The 17356-nt window shown below is 37.6% G+C and carries 12 protein-coding genes and 4 pseudogenes; 10 read left to right on the top strand and 6 right to left on the bottom strand.

The features are described from left to right. Positions 1–167: 167 nt before the first annotated feature. Positions 168–748 (top strand): annotated as a pseudogene (locus tag WG932_RS30060) (YeeE/YedE family protein). Positions 749–774: 26 nt separating this feature from the next. Continuing rightward, a pseudogene (locus tag WG932_RS30065) lies at positions 775–1265 on the top strand (DUF6691 family protein). Between the two features lie 234 nt (positions 1266–1499). Here the strand turns inward: WG932_RS30065 and smc are convergent. Next, a pseudogene (gene smc, locus WG932_RS30070) lies at positions 1500–5055 on the bottom strand (chromosome segregation protein SMC). A 497-nt stretch (positions 5056–5552) separates the two neighbouring features. On the opposite strand from smc, the gene WG932_RS30075 reads away from it, so the two are divergent. Continuing rightward, on the top strand, positions 5553–6014 hold the full coding sequence (locus WG932_RS30075; RefSeq protein WP_483086344.1) for a bactofilin family protein: 462 nt from the start codon (positions 5553–5555) through the stop codon (positions 6012–6014). Positions 6015–6141: 127 nt separating this feature from the next. Here the strand turns inward: WG932_RS30075 and WG932_RS30080 are convergent, their stop codons facing one another. After that, positions 6142–6675: a redoxin domain-containing protein gene (locus tag WG932_RS30080; protein WP_014021362.1), complete on the bottom strand. Its 534-nt coding sequence runs from the start codon at positions 6673–6675 to the stop codon at positions 6142–6144. 352 nt (positions 6676–7027) lie between these two features. Here WG932_RS30080 and WG932_RS30085 point away from each other — a divergent pair, with 352 nt between their 5' ends. The 5 genes and pseudogenes from WG932_RS30085 (at position 7028) to WG932_RS30105 (ending at position 10885) form a co-directional block, all read left to right on the top strand. After that, a complete protein-coding gene (locus WG932_RS30085) occupies positions 7028–7471 on the top strand; it encodes a hypothetical protein (RefSeq protein ID WP_483086345.1) in 444 nt (147 codons plus the stop codon). Positions 7472–7520: 49 nt separating this feature from the next. Then, positions 7521–8653 (top strand): annotated as a pseudogene (locus tag WG932_RS30090) (Nramp family divalent metal transporter). A 144-nt stretch (positions 8654–8797) separates the two neighbouring features. Beyond that, positions 8798–9814 carry an NAD-dependent epimerase/dehydratase family protein gene (locus tag WG932_RS30095; protein WP_149394380.1) on the top strand — a complete coding sequence of 339 codons (1017 nt, stop codon included), beginning with the start codon at positions 8798–8800 and terminating at the stop codon, positions 9812–9814. Between the two features lie 10 nt (positions 9815–9824). Continuing rightward, positions 9825–10046, top strand: coding sequence for a hypothetical protein (locus WG932_RS30100; protein WP_483086346.1), 222 nt, complete (start codon positions 9825–9827; stop codon positions 10044–10046). 8 nt (positions 10047–10054) lie between these two features. Further along, positions 10055–10885 carry a dihydrodipicolinate synthase family protein gene (locus WG932_RS30105; protein WP_483086347.1) on the top strand — a complete coding sequence of 277 codons (831 nt, stop codon included), beginning with the start codon at positions 10055–10057 and terminating at the stop codon, positions 10883–10885. Positions 10886–11068: 183 nt separating this feature from the next. Here the strand turns inward: WG932_RS30105 and WG932_RS30110 are convergent, their stop codons facing one another. Further along, positions 11069–12529: a GDSL-type esterase/lipase family protein gene (locus tag WG932_RS30110; RefSeq protein ID WP_483086348.1), complete on the bottom strand. Its 1461-nt coding sequence runs from the start codon at positions 12527–12529 to the stop codon at positions 11069–11071. A gap of 314 nt (positions 12530–12843) precedes the next feature. Here WG932_RS30110 and WG932_RS30115 point away from each other — a divergent pair, with 314 nt between their 5' ends. Next, a complete protein-coding gene (locus WG932_RS30115; protein ID WP_483086349.1) occupies positions 12844–13131 on the top strand; it encodes a hypothetical protein in 288 nt (95 codons plus the stop codon). A 44-nt stretch (positions 13132–13175) separates the two neighbouring features. Further along, positions 13176–14978, top strand: a complete 1803-nt coding sequence (locus WG932_RS30120; RefSeq protein ID WP_483086350.1) for a hypothetical protein — start codon at positions 13176–13178, stop codon at positions 14976–14978. 249 nt (positions 14979–15227) lie between these two features. Here WG932_RS30120 and WG932_RS30125 read toward each other — a convergent pair whose 3' ends face one another. The 3 genes from WG932_RS30125 to WG932_RS30135 are packed head-to-tail and all read right to left on the bottom strand — an operon-like array spanning position 15228 to position 17350. After that, complete coding sequence (locus WG932_RS30125) at positions 15228–15938, bottom strand: 3-keto-disaccharide hydrolase (RefSeq protein WP_149394376.1); 711 nt, start codon at positions 15936–15938, stop codon at positions 15228–15230. A 24-nt stretch (positions 15939–15962) separates the two neighbouring features. Next, positions 15963–16508 carry a hypothetical protein gene (locus WG932_RS30130; protein ID WP_483086351.1) on the bottom strand — a complete coding sequence of 182 codons (546 nt, stop codon included), beginning with the start codon at positions 16506–16508 and terminating at the stop codon, positions 15963–15965. After that, complete coding sequence (locus WG932_RS30135) at positions 16445–17350, bottom strand: neutral/alkaline non-lysosomal ceramidase N-terminal domain-containing protein (protein WP_483086352.1); 906 nt, start codon at positions 17348–17350, stop codon at positions 16445–16447. The genes WG932_RS30130 and WG932_RS30135 overlap by 64 nt, the downstream gene beginning before the upstream one ends. Positions 17351–17356: the final 6 nt, after the last annotated feature.

The following is a 17356-nucleotide window of genomic DNA, read 5'->3' on the forward strand; positions in this document are numbered from 1 at the left end:
TAATCATTTAGCACGCTCTAATAATAGCATAATTATCCCATCCTTATCTAATGTAATTTTAGCTCATTTTAGTGATTCATCGCGGGGTCTTAAAAGTACGCCTGTACTTCTGACTATGTCCTTGGGATAATTTTAATTCCTTTTATTAACAATAATGTAATATAATAATGAATGAATTCTTGAATTGGGTCAGTCAACCTTGGCCTTGGTACATAGCAGGCCCTATGATAGGGCTAACTGTACCGATCCTCTTAATATTAGGAAACCGATCTTTTGGTATTTCTTCTTCCTTAAGACATGTTTGTGCAATCTGTGTTCCGGCAAAAATCCCTTTTTTCAATACAATTGGAGAGAAGAAATCTGGAATTTAATGTTTGTGGCAGGAGTGTTTTTAGGAGGAGTAGTGGCTGCCATATTTTTGTCAAACCCTGAGGCAATTGTCATTGCTGAAAGCACCCAAAGAGATTTGAGGGCGTTGGGATTGACTGATTTTAAAAGCCTTTTGCCTGCAGAAATATTTAGCTGGGAGTATCTCTTTACCTTAAAGGGTTTCTTTTTTATGGTGGTAGGTGGCTTTTTGGTTGGTTTTGGTACAAGGTATGCTGGCGGTTGTACTTCAGGACATGCCATAATGGGCATAAGTAACCTTCAATGGCCTTCTGTAGTGGCTACCGCATTCTTTATGATAGGAGGGCTAGTAATGACCCATTTATTACTGCCTTTCATCATGACATTGGTAGGCTTTTAATTCAAATAAAATATAAATTTATTGACATGTTATTAAAAGAAATTGAACAAAAAGAGATTGAAAAAAGTAAGGACTCAAAAATTAAAGCGAGGCAAGGGGAATCTGGTTTGGCTTTATTAAAGTACCTCTTTGTCGGGCTTTTTTTGGAATTATTTTCGTAAAAGCAGAAATAATTTCTTGGTTTAGGATTCAAGAAATGTTTCGCTTTCAATCTTTTTATATGTATGGAGTAATCGGTTCAGCAATTCTTGTTGGCATGCTCTCCATTCAAATCATTAAAAGGTTTTCGATTAAAACCATTAATGGTGAACCTATCAAAATAAAGGATAAGAAGTTCAATAGGGGGCAAATATACGGGGGCTTTATTTTCGGATTAGGCTGGGCCATTACCGGAGCTTGTCCCGGACCATTGTTTGCCCAGATTGGTACAGGATTTACTGTAGTTTTCGTTTCCTTACTTAGTGCCGTGGCTGGTACTTGGGTATATGGTAGGTTGGCTACTTTTCTCCCCAAATAAAACACAGTAAACGGATCAATAGGTTTATCCTTTTTGGGGAATACTTATTGATCCTTTTCTCCAATGTTTTCCACAACACAGCAGAACACAATAGAATTGGGTGTGATAAATGAAATGGAGGACTCAATCCTATTTTTTTAACAAGTATGTCCTACCTACAATAGTGCTGAAATTATCTAATTACTCCAATATTTCTCGTAGATGTTTCCCTATAGAGGGAGGGCTAGGGCAGAGTTATCCTTGAGAAGCTTCTTCATCGACCAATTCTCTTAAGTCTACCGGTACCACTCTTGATACTCCTGCCTCAATCATAGTAATGCCATAAATTATATCAGTGCTTGCCATGGTTCGTTTGTTATGGGTGACAATGATAAATTGAGATTCATTCGAGAATTTCTGAATGATCTGATTAAATTTATCAATGTTGGCATCATCCAATGGTGCATCTACTTCATCGAAAATACAAAAAGGAGCAGGTTTTAGTAGGTAAATGGAAAACAGTAAAGAAGTTGCTGTTAAGGTTTTTTCACCCCCTGAGAGTTGGTTAATCGTCAAAGGTCTTTTCCCTTTAGGTTTAGCAATTATTTCAATGGTGCTATCTAAAGGCATTTCCGGATTGGTTAGTTTTAAGTCACAGTCATCCTCTTCGGTAAATAGTGAGCGAAAGACTTTCACGAAGTTGACCTTTATTTTTTCAAAAGCATCTATGAAAGTCTCTTTGGCCACCTGATCAATCTCTTTGATCGTTGACATTAAAGAATCTTTTGCTTGAATAAGGTCCTCTTTTTGCGCTGTTATGAAAGTATGACGTTCCTTAATTTCGTCATAAGCTTCCATAGCCATGGGGTTAATCGGACCCATTTTTTCCAATTTTGATTTTGCCTTTTGAACTTCTTCCCTCAAAACATCTTCAGACTTGGAAGCATGTTCCTCGTCCAAATCAGGGTTCTCAGCCATAATCTCATCCAGATCCAACTCAAATTCTACACTAAGCCTTTCTTTAATTCCGCTTAGCTTCAAATTAATTTCATTGGTGGTTTGCTTTAGATCCATTAAAAGGGCGTCAGAATGCTCTTTTTTCCTTTGAATTTCTCTAATACCTTTTTCTACTTCATCAATTTCGCCTCTTGCAGCATAATAGTCTTTTTCGGCATCATTTACCCCGGATTCTATACTGTCTTTCTCCCCGTACAGTTCTATAAGCTCATCGTCCTTTACTTCATTATTGTCAATCAAGGACATGATTTCTTGCTCTGTTTGCCCCAAATCGGTCTGGGCCTTTTCAATTCTCTCTTTACTACTTTCGTAAGTACTCTTTTTGAAGCTTATTTCTTGTTCAATGCTTTGGAGTTTGTTTAATAGTTGATGGTAAAGGATGTTTTCTTCATTGAACTGTGAGGAGCGGTGAGAAAGTTCTTCCGCATCTTCCTGCAGATCAGCATTGATATTGTTGATTTCTTCTTCAAGTAAATCGAAGGCTTCTTTCTCTTCCTTTAATTTGGGGCCGATAATTTCTAGTTCTTCAGTGAGAGTAAAGATCTTATCCTCGATATCTTCTTTTTATTGGCATTGGAATTTAGCATTTCCGCCAATTGCTCTTTTTCGTTTTAATTGAAACAAAGTCTTGGTTCAATTCATTGACCTTGAGCTGTTTTTCTTCAATCGATAATTTGAAGTTAACGGCTTTTAATTTAGATAGTTCAGCTGTTTTTTTATCGAGATTGGCCCTGGTCTCATTTATTTTTTTCTGGAGTACTTTTATTTCTTTGTCGAGTTTTTCCAGATTTTTTGCCCGACCTATCCTTTTACCTTCAAAGAGGCCTACTGATCCCCCGGAAATGGTAAATTTTCTGTCGATGAATTTCCCGCTTTCTGTAATGAAAATACCCTCTTGAGATTTTGGTACTTGGTGAATGTCTCCGGAAAAGATATAGACATCATCCAACAAATAAGCCACTAGCGGCGCATACTTGGAATCATACTCGATTATTTCTGTAGCAGCCACTGCATCGGGAAATAGCTTATTTTGACTAGCCCTAAATTTCTCGAACCTTTCCAATACAAAAAAATGAGCTTTTCCTTTGCCGGAATCACTTAATAGTTTCACGGCAGCGATTGCTTCGGTATCATTGTCAACCACATAATAATTCATGTAGTTTTCAAGAAAATTTTCTATGGTTACTCGGTACTTTTCATCTGTAGTGATAATGTCTGATAGCAAAGGCATGTTTTTGCCCCATTGACTGTTTTTTCTTAGGAACTTTATTGCCTCAGGGAATCCTTCAAGGTTGTCAACCAAGGATTTTGTCAGCTGGTATTCATTGCTTTTGGCATCCAGTTTTCTATTGAGTTGGGTAAGTTCCTCTCGGATCAATTCTTGCAATCTGGAGGTTTCTTCTTGTTTGGCCAGGTGGGCGGCTTCTTCTTCTTTTAATTCTTCAAAGGCAGTGTTTTCTTTGTCTAATTGCGCTTTTATGAGGCCTAGTTTTTCTTCAAAACCTGCCAAATTTTCAATCTGACTGTTGTCATCTGTTGCGGTTTTCTCCAGCTCCTGCTTAATGGTTGTGAGTTGGATTTGCTTGATCTCTTGGCTTTTTGATAATTGGTACAATTCATCTCGCTTTCGAGAGTAAGTACTTTGCATCACTTTCTGTTTTTCGAGGGAGACATTGTGCTGAGCCTTTTTTTCCTCGTAAACAGCTTTTAATTCTTCTACAGTTTGTTCTTTCTCTTGAGTAAGCTTTTCCGAAATTCGATGCTCTTGTTCCAGTGATTTGATGCTAAATCCGGCTCTTTCATTGCTTTTTTATCTTGCTCAATCTGCTCTCTCAGCTGGTGAGACTTGTCTTGAAGAAAGCGGAGTCTTTCATTCTTAATTTTTTTATCACTTTCAAATTGCCGAATTTTGTGAACATGTTCATTTAAGGTTTTTTGTCTACTTCCTAGCAACTTTTCCTTATGGATCATTTCTGCTTTAAGGTTCTCCAATAAAGCATCTTTATGGGCTAGCTCAGCATTAAGCTTAAGCTTTTGATCGTTTTCATGTTCTAGTTTTTTGTTGAGGTTTATTAATACATCTCTTTGATGAACTACCCCTTTTTTAGCAAGTGCGATGCTTGCAGATTTATAATCTTTCTTTATTTCAAAATACCGGGTAGCCTGTCGAGCTTGTTTTTCTAACGATTTTAAGTTTTTTCAATTTCAAACAGCAGGTCTTCCACTCTATCCAAGTCTGCATCTGTATCACCTAATTTCTTTAGGGTTTCTTTTTTCGAGTTTTGAATTTTGAAATACCAGCAGCTTCTTCGAATAAATCCCTTCTTGAATTATTTTTATCATTGAGCAGTTCATCGATCATTTTTAACTCTATAATAGCATAGCTATTGGAGTTAATTCCAGTATCCATAAAAAGATTTGTAATGTCTTTTAATCGACAAGTGATCCCATTTAGCAGGTATTCGCTTTCTCCGGAACGATAATATCTTCTGGTGATCGTGACGTGTGTGTATTCTGTAGGTAATAAATTTTTAGTGTTTTCGAAGGTGAGGGATACCTCCGCCATATTGAGCTGTTTCCTGTTCTTTGTTCCGTTAAAAATTACATTCTCCATTTTATCAGAACGAAGCATCCGGGTTTTTTGCTCTCCAAGTACCCACCGAATTGCGTCAACAACATTTGACTTGCCACAACCATTTGGGCCTACTATTCCAGTGATTCCCTTGTCAAAGTGGATCATTACTTTATCACCAAAACTTTTAAAGCCTCTTATTTCTAATTTGGAGAGTTGCATGTATTCGATTTAAACCTAAACAAATTTAACCCAAACCATTCAATTTACAAATGTGTGCAGTTCAGCTTTCCCTAGTTTTTGAATATGGTGGTTTTTTCTCTCTTATTATTATTGCCCCGAACCTTTTATTGGGGAACTATTTAAATTATCATTGAAGCTCCTGAGTTTTATATTTTACATTGAGGATAAATCAATTGGGAAGAATTTGGGATAAAGAGGCCTGATTTTTATTGGTAACACAAGATTTTTATTGAAAAATTAGCTTCAGGAAACAATTATGTTTTGTGAAATAAAAAGGCTGATTATTGAAGAATGTGCTTTTCGAAGAAAAGTATATAATAATAGAGTGATTTAAATTGAATTTTTGGTTGTTGCTACTAAAAAATCCTTTTATTTAATTAATTGTGAAGTTTCACCAAATTTTATTTTATTTACGTTCACCTGTCGAATAGGGGAGTATGTTTTTATGCCCCGTAACTTGCTAGCCCACCAACAACATGAAATCAAAGCTCAACCCTTCAAATATTGTATCTTTTTTTTCGAGTGGTTTTCACCTAGAAGGTGATATTACTGCCGAAAATGATGTAAGAATAGAAGGTGAGATTCGAGGGAATATTAGTACCAAGAAGAGGGTTATCATCGGAGAGAGTGGAAAAGTGCTGGGGGATATTGAAGCCGAGCATATAGTGGTGTTAGGAGAAGTTAAAGGAAAGGTTGTCGCATTAAGTAGGCTAACCATAGGGAAAAATGCATTGTTTCAAGGGATGGCTTATACTGATAATATTCAAGTTGATTTTGGTGCAAAAATGGAAGCCGGTATTCAAAAATTAAATAAACAGGTTAATGAAGAAAATCTTTTCTTGTCTTCAAAAACCAATTCCCAAATTAGTCATGCCCAAAACAACATAGTCCCCTCAGATGATCAAAATTTAGACCCTGCCATTGCCTCAGTAAGTTGAATTACATTGGATCAAATAAGTTTTTTGGCCAAAGCACAAGATACCCCCTAACCGCAATTTTTTACGGACTAAAAGTGTTTGCCGTCTTGGTCGTACAAACCAGTTAGTTTTAACCGCCTTATAATTATCAATTGAGAGACAATACTTTGTCGAAATTTTGATTGGTTAAAACCATTTTTGAAGCTAAGCTTACAATATTGTCCATGTCTTTATACTTTTGGATATCTCCATTGACAATGTATTGGGTATTGCCCTTTTGATTGATGAAATAAATTGGGTTATCAATCTTTATTCTCATGGATAATTTTTGTTCCAAATCTCTTTTCAAATCATTCATCGGTTGATAAAAGATTGGGAAGACCAAATAATCATCAAGTTGAGAATTAAGCCAGTTGGTGGCGTACAAATGCTCCTCGAATGAATCAATGTTAAACCCAATGAGGTGATAATTGAGCTCTTTTAATTTGGTCAAAGCGGTTATGAGTTTGTGTCGATCTTCATCGGTTTTTGGAATTAACGCAGAAGGGTTGGTGTAAATAATAATTCTTTGACCTTTAATTATTGACTTTAAATTAACATTTCCGTAACGCGTTTTGACCATTAAGTTAGGGCAAGCGATTTCTTTTTCTAATTGATAGGGGGTTAAGGGTGCAGTTTTCATGGCAGGATTCAGGTTTTATGACAACTATAATCTGTATTTAAATAATATTATAATTTAATCAATTTATTTTAAATAAAAGAAGAATAATTAAAAATTTAACATTAAATGACTATAGTCATATTATGTTAAAATAAAGCTCATTTTTTTTGCCATTTTGAAAGGCTTTGGAGGATTTATTCAGCTTAATTTCTAAGAAAACCATTGAACCTTTTTATTTGATCCCTGTCAAAAAAATAGTCTCATACCGGATAATTTTTGTAATTTTAATTTCAAATCACTACGGACGATTATGGACGGTAGCACGGTATTATATTTAATAGCAGTAATTTTCTATTTTATTTATACTTCTTTTGTGAAAAAGAAACCCGAGGAGGAGTATGCTGAAAAGGAAGATAATGAGCGAGCTCCAAAGCAAGGGCCGTCCTTTGAGGAGTTGTTACGAGAAATTAGAAAAGATCAAACGGAAACCTTCCCTGAAGACAATAGAGACGAATGGAGTGATGAGGTTTCTGATCATGATTATTCGGAGGTAAAAGAAGAGTTACCTCCTATCTCAGAGAAAGAAATTTTACCAAAAGAAAAAACACATACCAGTGCTTACCGAAGTATCAAACAGCCCTTGGTTAAACTTGACGATCAAGTTGACCTGGATGACAATAAAAAGATTTTAGGAGAAGTTGTAGATGTAGCAGGCGAATATACAGTTGGTAACAAATACGCTAAAATTTTGAAAAATCCTGAAACCTTAAAAGATGCCGTGGTATTGACAGAGGTCTTTAACAGAAAGCATTTTTAATTTTAACCACATCAATAATTCACATTTAAAATTTGCATAAAATATACATATGATCCGTCGTTGGTTTAAATCTCTAGGCCCTGGGCTAATTACAGCCGCTTTGGTATTTGGTCCCGGTAGCCTTACCATTACTTCCAAATTGGGTGCAGTCTATGGCTACAATTTACTTTGGGTAATAATAGTGGCAGCACTGTTGATGTTAACTTTTACAGGAATGGGAGCCAGGATAGGGTTGGCCTCTGACCAATCCCTTATCAGTTTATTTAGAAAAAATGGGGAAATGCAGCAGCTTTAATTGCCGGAATAAGTATTTTCTTTGTTACTGCTGCTTTTCAAGCAGGGAATACTGTTGGGGCAGGGTTGGCACTTTCTGAGTCTCTCGGACAAACAAATGGCTTGTGGATTGTAGTTATATCATTAATGGCTATATCGTTGATGTTTTTTAAATCCTTCTATAAGATTTTAGAAAAGGTGATGATGATTATGGTTGGGATAATGTTAATTTCTTTCCTTTTTACGCTAATAATTGCCCCTCCTGTTTGGTCTGAGGTTATGGCAGGGCTGAATCCAAGTATTCCACAAGGTTCCTTTATCTTGGTAATCGCTTTGGTAGCTTCAAGTTTTTCTATCGCAGGCGCTTTTTATCAATCTTATTTGGTTCAGGAAAAAGGCTGGGAAAAAGGTGAAGCTAAAGATGCTTTGAGAGAGAGTTATACTGGAATCGTTATTTTAGGCCTTATTTCCTCCATGATCATGATTAGTGCAGCCACCATCTTATATCCAAAGGGGGTGACAGTCACCTCAGCCGGAGATATTGGGATGGCATTAGAACCGGTTTATGGAAAATTTTCGTTTATGGTGTTTATGATAGGTTTATTTGGGGCTTCTTTTTCTTCCCTTTTAGGAAATGCGAGTATAGGCGGCACATTGCTTTCAGATGCTTTGTCTTTGGGTAGAAATTTAAATGGTACTCCGGTAAAAATCTTAATTACACTGATTATTATAATTGGAGCATCCATCGCACTAATATTTGGAAGGCTACCACTTGAATTAATTGTTTTTGCCCAGGGAATAACCATATTCGCAGTACCTTTCATCGGTTTAGGTCTGTTTTTAATTGGTAACGATACCAATATAATGGGCTCCCTAAAAATAATACTTTCACCAATATTATTGGTGTAATTGGCTTATTGGTGCTATTTACTTTGGCATTAAGTAATGCCTATTCTTTGTTTAATGCATAAAAAATAATATATGAAAAGGTTTTTCTTTTAGGCGAGGAGTTTTAAGAGAAGGATCAAACCATTAAAATTTACTATTGAATCAATGAAATCTATTGAAGAGTTAGAAGAAATTCTTAGCAAGCCCACCGCAGGCTTGATTGAAGACCTCAAAGAGATAAAAGGAGACATCATTATATTGGGTGTTGCAGGCAAAATGGGGCCTAGCTTGGCTAAACTTGCTAGTAGGGCAGTAAAGGAAGCCGGTATCGATAAAAAAGTTATAGGCGTTTCCAGATTTTCTGATGATAGCTTAAGAATTGATCTTGAAAACCATGGCGTAACCTGCATAGCAGCTGATTTGTTGGATGATGAAGCCCTACAGGCTTTACCTGAGGCTGAGAATGTTATTTATATGGCCGGCAAAAAGTTTGGTACCACAGGTCAGGAACACTCCACCTGGGCAATGAATGCCTATTTACCTGGAAGGGTAGCCACAAAGTATAAAAATTCTAAAATTATCGTATTTTCTAGCGGAAACATCTATCCCTTTGTGCATTATGCATCAGGAGGAGCCTTGGAGGAAACCCCTCCGGAACCTATTGGTGAATATGCACAATCCTGCTTGGGGAGAGAACGTGTATTTGAATACTTCAGTCATCAGTTCAACATCCCGATGTTAATGTACAGGCTTAACTATGCCATTGATATGCGTTATGGTAACCTTTTGGAAATAGGTAAAATGGTAAATACCGAAAAGCCAATCGATTTAAGAAGCGGGCACATGAATGTAATCTGGCAAGGAGATGCCAATGAAATTGCTATCCGTTCATTGTTACATACCAGCAGTCCACCTAAAATATTAAATGTTACCGGTCCTGAGACAATCAGCATTCGGCAAGTAGCAGAGAAATTTGGTAAGTTATTGAATAAAAAGCCGGTTTTTGTAAATGAACCGGAGCCTAACGTTTTATTAAACAATGCCTCCCTTTGTCACCAACTATTTGGCTATCCGTCGGTTTCTTTGTTAACAATGATTGAGATGACAGTGCAATGGATCCAGCAAGATGGAGCTACCTTAAATAAACCAACCCACTTTCAAGAAAGAGAAGGAAAATTTTAATTATAAAATAATGAGTAATATAAATCCCGCAATCAGGCAATTATTACATGATGGGACCGTAATTCCTGCCCACCCATTGGCTTTAACTGCAGAAAGAGAACTTGACGAAAAATACCAACGAGCATTGTCTCGCTATTATATCGCCTCCGGAGCCGGAGGAATGGCAGTGGGTGTACATAGTACGCAATTTGAAATTAGGGAAAAAAATATGGACTTTTTGAGCCGGTTTTAAGAATGGCCATGGAAGAAGTCAAAGCTGCAGCCATCGAAAGACCTTTTGCAATGGTGGCAGGGATTGTTGGAGACACTAATCAGGCAGTAGCCGAAGCTACTTTGGCAAAGGACTTAGGATATGATCTAGGCCTGCTTAGTGCCGGGGGATTGGGAGATTGGTCAGAAAAGGATTTGATAAAAAGAGCTGAAAAGGTTGCAGAAGTAATGCCTATTTTTGGATTTTACCTTCAACCATCAGCCGGTGGCCGACTGTTAAGCTACGATTTTTGGAAAGATTTTGCTGATATCCCCAATGTTCAAGCCATTAAAATGGCCCCCTTTAACAGGTACCAATCTTTAGATGTAGTAAGGGCAGTTTGTTCTTCAAGTCGCCATAAGGAAATAGCCTTGTACACCGGAAACGATGATAACATTGTGGCAGACCTCCTTACACCATTTACTTTTGTGGTGAATGGAGAGAAAATTACAAAAAGAGTGGTTGGTGGTTTACTTGGCCATTGGGCAGTGTGGACCACTAAAGCCGTTGCGCTGCTGGAGAAGATAAAGGAATGCCGTGACAATGACCTTTCAGCAATGCCTGAATTGCTTGAGTTGGGAGTGCAAATAACCGATTCCAATGCTGTTATTTTTGATCCCAAACACCAGTTTAAAGGTTGTATTCCGGGTATTCATGAAGTGCTGAGAAGACAGGGTTTACTACAGGGAACTTGGTGTCTCAATCCAAATGAAGTCCTTTCTCCCGGTCAATCAGAAGAAATTGATCGTGTTTATGAAGCTTATCCTTGGCTCAACGATGACGCCTTTGTGAAAGAAAACCTTCAAAGTTTTCTTTCATAGGTATTTATTCTTTTAAGAAATATTCAAAGAAGTTGTAAATGATTGCATTGGATTCCGGGTTGGGAGAGTGTTCCGGTCGATTACTCATCCCTACACGGTCATTGTAACCATACAATTGATTTGCCTTGATGCTATGGTTTAAGGGAATCCATCGATGCTCCCCGTCCTCTTCTCCTCCGGAGACTAAAAAGGTCGGGGAGCCATTAATACATGAAGCTCGTGCAGATCCCTATTGTCTTTCAAGAGCTGAAGATAGGTGCCCTTCGCAGGATTATTTGCCGTAGGAACACCTCTTTCTCTTCTTGGTCTTGGATGATAACCAAGGTACCAAGGTTCCCAGTAATTGATGTTTGGCCTTTCTTGGTCAAAAACAACTCCGGGATCTGACCAAGCTGCTGCTGCAAAATTCTCGAACAAACAGGAGGCAAACATGGCCCATTTCCCACCATAACTATGCCCCATTATCCCAATTTTTTCTTGATTTACTTCCGGCAAACCCGCAAGTAGATGCCATGCATTTGCTGATGCATAAGCAAGTAAAGAAAGTGGTTCAACAGTGGCACTGTCAATATGTGGATGGTATAGAGAATAAGTTTTGTTCTCAGTTGTTTCAGTTGTGCCGATTGACAGGGTTACAAATCCACGTTTAACCAATTGTAAGGCAAAATCTCTTTCTTCCTTGCCTTCTCCTATTGCTGTTTCCGGTTCGTAATAAACCGTTACAACAGCCGGTAGATTATTGGCCTGATAGGGAACCAGTAAATACCCATGGGTCATTTGGCCGGGAACCCATTCAAAACGGATCTTTTTTTGAATATAATCCGCTTTGTTAATTGAATACAAAACTTCATAATTTGGGTTTTCAATGAATTCAGGCCATTCTCCCATATAAGCATGCCAAGATGTAAGAATCTCATTTCTTCGTTTCTTCCAATCTTCCAGTGAAGTTACCTTTGATTGATCATCAAAAGTAAAGGGATCTCTAAAGGATCCTCGGTCACCTTTGTATTTATCGGGAACTTTGAAATAGGGGGCGATTTTTTGCCAATTCAGCAATTTACTAAAATGAAATTGAATGCTTTTCTCCTGTTCGTTCCATGTAGAAATCTCACTTTTGGTAGGGGCATCTGTCAAAAATAATACTTTTAATTTTTTATCAAGCTTCTTATTTTTCACCAAGTATTCATAGGCTTTATTTGCGGCAATACGGTTGGTAATACCGGGGTTTAGGGCTTGGTCTGAGTTAAACTCAGATCCCGCTGTATTATTAAAATTAGCATAGACTGAGTTCATATCAATCCATTTGATTTCATTTGTTTTAGCAAGGCTTTGAATTATTTTATTCGCCTTATTAATTTGATTATGCTGAGAAGCGCTATGATCAGGTATATTAAAATCATTATTCTTAATAGTTAAGGGAGAGAAATTGAAAAGAACCGTTTCTATGCCTTTTTGTTTTAAGCTTGAGATTATTTTCTGATAGTTAGATGAAAATGTGTGCTCAGCTTGTGGATTATGTAGTTGGTGAATATCATTTTTCCCTGCCATAATAAACACCACATCAGGATTAATTGCCAATGAATCTTGGTCTAAACTCTGCCAAAGATGCAATAATTTCAGTCCATTGATCTCTTTTGTATGCATGTCCAATTCAACTGCATCTTTTGATAAAGTGGAGTCATTGAAGTACTTAGCCTGAACCGATAATGTGGCTAAAAAAAGATGTGAAATAGAATAAAATCTAGGTAGTTAAATCGCATCATTTAAATAATAGGAGTTTGATTAAAGTTAAGAATTTTATTAAGAATATTTTACGGAAGACCCTGTTTTTGATGCATTATGCATTGATACAATGAGGATAAAAAACCACAATATAAATTGCACCAAATATTAAATTAAACTTGCTAATTAGTGGGTATTTCTTCTATATTGCGGTTTTTAGTGTAAAAAATTATTTTATGGATAGACACTGGTTTTTTATTGTTTTATTGATAGTTATCACCTCTTGCACATCAGTCTCAAAAGAAAAAATACACATTGTTGGATCACGGAATACTGATCTTTTTCAGTGGTTAAAAGGGGAGGGCTATGACTTGGGTTTTTATTCAGATGTAATGCAAGCCATTGAAGAGATGGACAATGGGGAAGCTTTATTGGTATTGTCTACCGAATATCCGAAGAATAGGGTAGAAATCCCTGATAAATTTTTCTCTTTGGTTGAAGAAAAAATATTAAATATTACATAGAATACCCTGAAGATTTTGAGGGCTTTGAAAGTAATGGAGAAGTGTTGAAAACCAGACTTGAAAGGGCGGTAGTTGTTTCAGATAAGTTTGGAGAAGGCCTTAATCCCATGAACATTTTGGGAATAAATGATTGTCATGTAATTTCCACTGAGGCAAGTGACCCTTTGATGGTAGTAGCTAAAGTAGCAGGTCTTGACAGTGCGGTTTATGGTTTGGAAGGGGTTCCTGCCTACCCATTACTAATTAATAATGACGAAAGCTTTATTGCATTAAGTAAATTATCTGATTTTGCTAGGGGAAGATTTGGACCTGAAGCCCATTGGCAGGCATTATGGGCTCATATTATTAATAAAATTACTCTTCAGGATAGGCAATTTAGTTTTGATACTTGGCCTCGGGTGGTAGAACCTTCTTTTGGTGCCAAGGAAACGATTAGCCGTAAGGATAAAATTAATTCAGTAAAAAAAGGCGTTGATTGGTTTGAGAAAGGAAAGTTTTACATCGCCAAGGAGTGGAAAGAATATTGGCTAAAGTACCAAGGAGATGGTACAAATCCCATAGGCCCACCGGTGCCTGAAGAATTTCAATCCGGGGATGGAAGCGAAGGGTTATTGGAAGGTCATTCTTCGAATATATTTTTTGATGGCACTCAACAATATCGTTATTGGATCAGAGCAGATGTTCAAGGGGAAGGGGCCTATGCACTTGCCGCAGCAGCCAATTTATTAGAAGATCCCGATTACAATTTGCCGGCGGAAAATTTGATTGAATTCTTGTACAGGGAAAACCTTACCACAGGGCCTCGAAGTGAGCCGGATTCAGCTGCATATGGATTGATAGGCTGGTCGAATACACATCCTTTTGTCTATTATGGTGATGACAACGCCAGGGCCATACTTGGAGTGTTAGGAGCGATGGCACATATGCAAAAAGATGATTGGAATGAAGAAATGTTAGAGAGTATTTTGGCCAACTTCAGGACAACCGGAAAAAATGGCTTTAGAGGAAGCCGATTAAACAATGCCAACCTTCATCGTCTAGGCTGGAAACATTACTGGAATCAAGAAACAATTAATCCTGCACCTCATTTTGAATCTTGGATGTGGGCAATTTATTTGTGGCTTTATGACAAAACCGGATATGAACCATTGCTTACCAAGTCTAAAAAAGCTATAGAAATAATGATGGACAAATATCCTGAAGAGTGGCATTGGACCAATGGGATACAACAGGAAAGAGCTAGAATGATTTTACCCTTGGCTTGGTTGGTGAAAGTTGAAGATACTCCTGAACATAGGGAGTGGCTAGACAGAATTGTGAGTAAACTTTTGGAAAATCAGGTAGAGAGTGGGGCGATCATGGAGGAATTAGGAGGGGCTGACAAGGGTAAATATGGCAGAACTGCTTCAAATCAAGAATATGGCCTTCATGAAGCACCTTTGATATTTGAAAATGGAGATCCAATTGCTGACATGTTGTATACCAGCAATTTTGCTTTCTTTAGTCTGAATGAAGCAGCACATGCTACGGGAAACCCTGTTTACTTTGAGGCATTGGAAAAGTTATCTGACTTTTTAACTAGGATTCAAGTGAAAAGTGAAACCATAAAAGATCTTGATGGTGCTTGGTTTAGGGCTTTTGATTATGAAAGATGGGAGTACTGGGCCTCCAATGCAGATGCCGGATGGGGTGCATGGGGAACCCTTACAGGTTGGACACAAAGCTGGATTGTTGCCACACAAGTATTGGTTTTACAGGATCAGAGCTATTGGGATTTGACCAAGGACTCTAAAATATCAAAAACATTCGACCAGAAATCTTCCTTAATGTTAGAAGAGTTTAAATAAATCTGTCAGGGTATTTAGAACCGGTAAAAGGTAAAGCAAGTAGATAAACAAAACTAAAAAATAGAGGGCGATATTTGGTTGGAGTCGTCAAATACAAGGTTGCAATGCTTGCCTTGAGTGGAAATTGATTCATCCTGATTTTTTGTGGAAATAGTATAATAAGCCAATTGCTGATTGAAATACGGTTAAAGTACCCAATCAGCAATTGGGAATTAATCAAATTTAGCTCTGGCAAGAGCACTTCGTTCACTATAATCTTTTGATTTTAATATTTCGAAAAAAGACTTTATCACCATGGTCCGTTATCAAGATATGCCCTTCTTTAAGCTCTCCATAATTTTCGTCATCTTTGAACTTATTTTCTGATTTCTTTTTCAGGAAATCTTTATTTCCTCGGGTATAACTAACTAATTTTTTCCCATTTAAATAATGACTTACCTTTTTTCCTTTGGCTATAATCTTACCTTGGTTCCATGAACCATGCGGCTTTAACTCCTTGTTTTTTGGAGGATAGAAAAGGTAAGCAGCACCGGTTGATGTCGTTCCATTGGGGTTATCCTTTACTCCTTCATAATTGTAATCATCAATTATTTGATATTCAGGCCCATTGACCATCATCTTTCCGGTTTTTTCGTTATAAATAGTGTCTACAAAATATTTTATACCACTATTCGCATTTGCCGTAAGGTTAAATTCAAAAACCAGCTCAAAGTCGCTGTACTTTTCCTTCGTGATAATATCTCCGCCGCCTTTACCATCCATATAAAGCGTTCCGTCTTCGATTTTCCATCCCTTTATGGCAGAGTTAGGGGCGTTTTTTGGGCACCATTTCTCCAAGGATTTCCCATCAAACAATACCTCATAGGATGATGTGGATTGGCCAAATAAGGCCAAAGAAAATGAGCTTTGCAGGAGTAGTGTGACAACTACAGCGATAATTTTCTGACTTGTTTTTCTCATGGGATCTACTGAAAAAGGTTGGATTTATTTTATTGGTTGAATGGCTAATTTAGCAGCCAATTTATCAAAAGCTGTAAGGATTTGATCTTCTAACCCAGGCTTCCATTTACTAGGAAGTCCATAGACCATTTGGGCAGTGTGACCTTCATACCCTCCTTCTTCAAGGATGATTTCGGTAGGGATATAACTCATAACATCGTTGGTATAGGTCATTACAAATATTTCCGGTCCATATTTTTCTTTGAGGCGATTGGCATAGCCTACAGTTACTTCTCCCCCCATGGTGAAAAGGGCTTGATCTCCTATTTTAATTACTTGAACGGGAAAAGGATAAGAAGAAGGCAATGGATTTCCTGCTTCAATTTCTCCTAACATTCTTACAGCCCACCTTTTCATATAACCACTCTGCTCATTGATTATTTTACTAAGTTCGGCCTTGCTAGGAGGGGCTTCCAATCCTAGGTCTATTTCTGTGTAAGCACTATTAAGAGAAGCTTCCAAAGGCTTCATGTCTTCAGAAAGGACTCTTTCAACCGTTGCAGCCAAGACTGTTCCATATTGTTTGGCCAAAGGCAGGGTCCTTCTTGGCAATGGATTTTGATCTCCTCCGGCACCTTGAAAAAACATGGCCATTGCCCCCGGGTAATTTTTTCTACCATTTCCTGAGCATAACCGGGATAATCTCCTGACCACTGGTAACCACTAAGCACCGTTGGGTGGCAGGCGTAACCAAACAGAACTGTAGTAATTTGATCCTTCTCATCCATTACTTTCAATACAGGAACTGCATGATCCATAGGTCCATTGAGGTCTGTTGATAAATGAACTTCGCTTTCTTTATTGTTTCTCCTGTTAACTTGAAAGCGTGCTGTCCCATTATTGGAAAATATTTGAGAAGGTTTCATGTTGGAAATTGCCTTGCCAATACTTGCTACAATATCATTTTGAAGTTGATCCGTGTATAGCTCCACATCGTTACGTTGCTGCTCATTCATTGGGTAAATATCAAACAAGGATTTCCCTAAAACAGGAGCGGAATGGGTATGGCTACTGTTTAAAACAATCTGGGATATTTCAAGGCCATATTTTTTGTTGACAGCATTTCTAATCCCGTCAGAAAGGTTTTTTGGTAAGCCCAGCAAGTCAGATGTTACAATTACCGTTTGATATCCTTTGGCATCTTCAATGGCCAGAACTTTCACCCAAAGTTCCCCATATTTACCTTCTGCGGGATGGTCTCTATGGCCATATCCGGCCATCCATAATGAGGAGGAAGGTGTAATGTTAATTTTATCCGTACCCGCTTTCCATCCGTTTATTTTCTGTGCTTTGGCTTGGTAACCGATGGCAAGAAATAAAAACAGCAAAGAAGTGAATAAAATAGGTTGGTAGGTTAAAATGAAGCTTTTCATAATCTA

Source organism: Cyclobacterium sp. SOCE241 (genome assembly GCF_056867545.1).

Coding starts and splice junctions, on each gene's coding strand:
- WG932_RS30135 (WP_483086352.1), bottom strand. CDS start 17,350: ATGAAAAGCTTCATTTTAACCTACCAACCTATTTTATTCACTTCTTTG.
- WG932_RS30080 (WP_014021362.1), bottom strand. CDS start 6,675: ATGAAAACTGCACCCTTAACCCCCTATCAATTAGAAAAAGAAATCGCT.
- WG932_RS30095 (WP_149394380.1), top strand. CDS start 8,798: ATGAAATCTATTGAAGAGTTAGAAGAAATTCTTAGCAAGCCCACCGCA.
- WG932_RS30110 (WP_483086348.1), bottom strand. CDS start 12,529: ATGCATACAAAAGAGATCAATGGACTGAAATTATTGCATCTTTGGCAG.
- WG932_RS30115 (WP_483086349.1), top strand. CDS start 12,844: ATGGATAGACACTGGTTTTTTATTGTTTTATTGATAGTTATCACCTCT.
- WG932_RS30075 (WP_483086344.1), top strand. CDS start 5,553: ATGAAATCAAAGCTCAACCCTTCAAATATTGTATCTTTTTTTTCGAGT.
- WG932_RS30100 (WP_483086346.1), top strand. CDS start 9,825: ATGAGTAATATAAATCCCGCAATCAGGCAATTATTACATGATGGGACC.
- WG932_RS30125 (WP_149394376.1), bottom strand. CDS start 15,938: ATGAGAAAAACAAGTCAGAAAATTATCGCTGTAGTTGTCACACTACTC.
- WG932_RS30105 (WP_483086347.1), top strand. CDS start 10,055: ATGGAAGAAGTCAAAGCTGCAGCCATCGAAAGACCTTTTGCAATGGTG.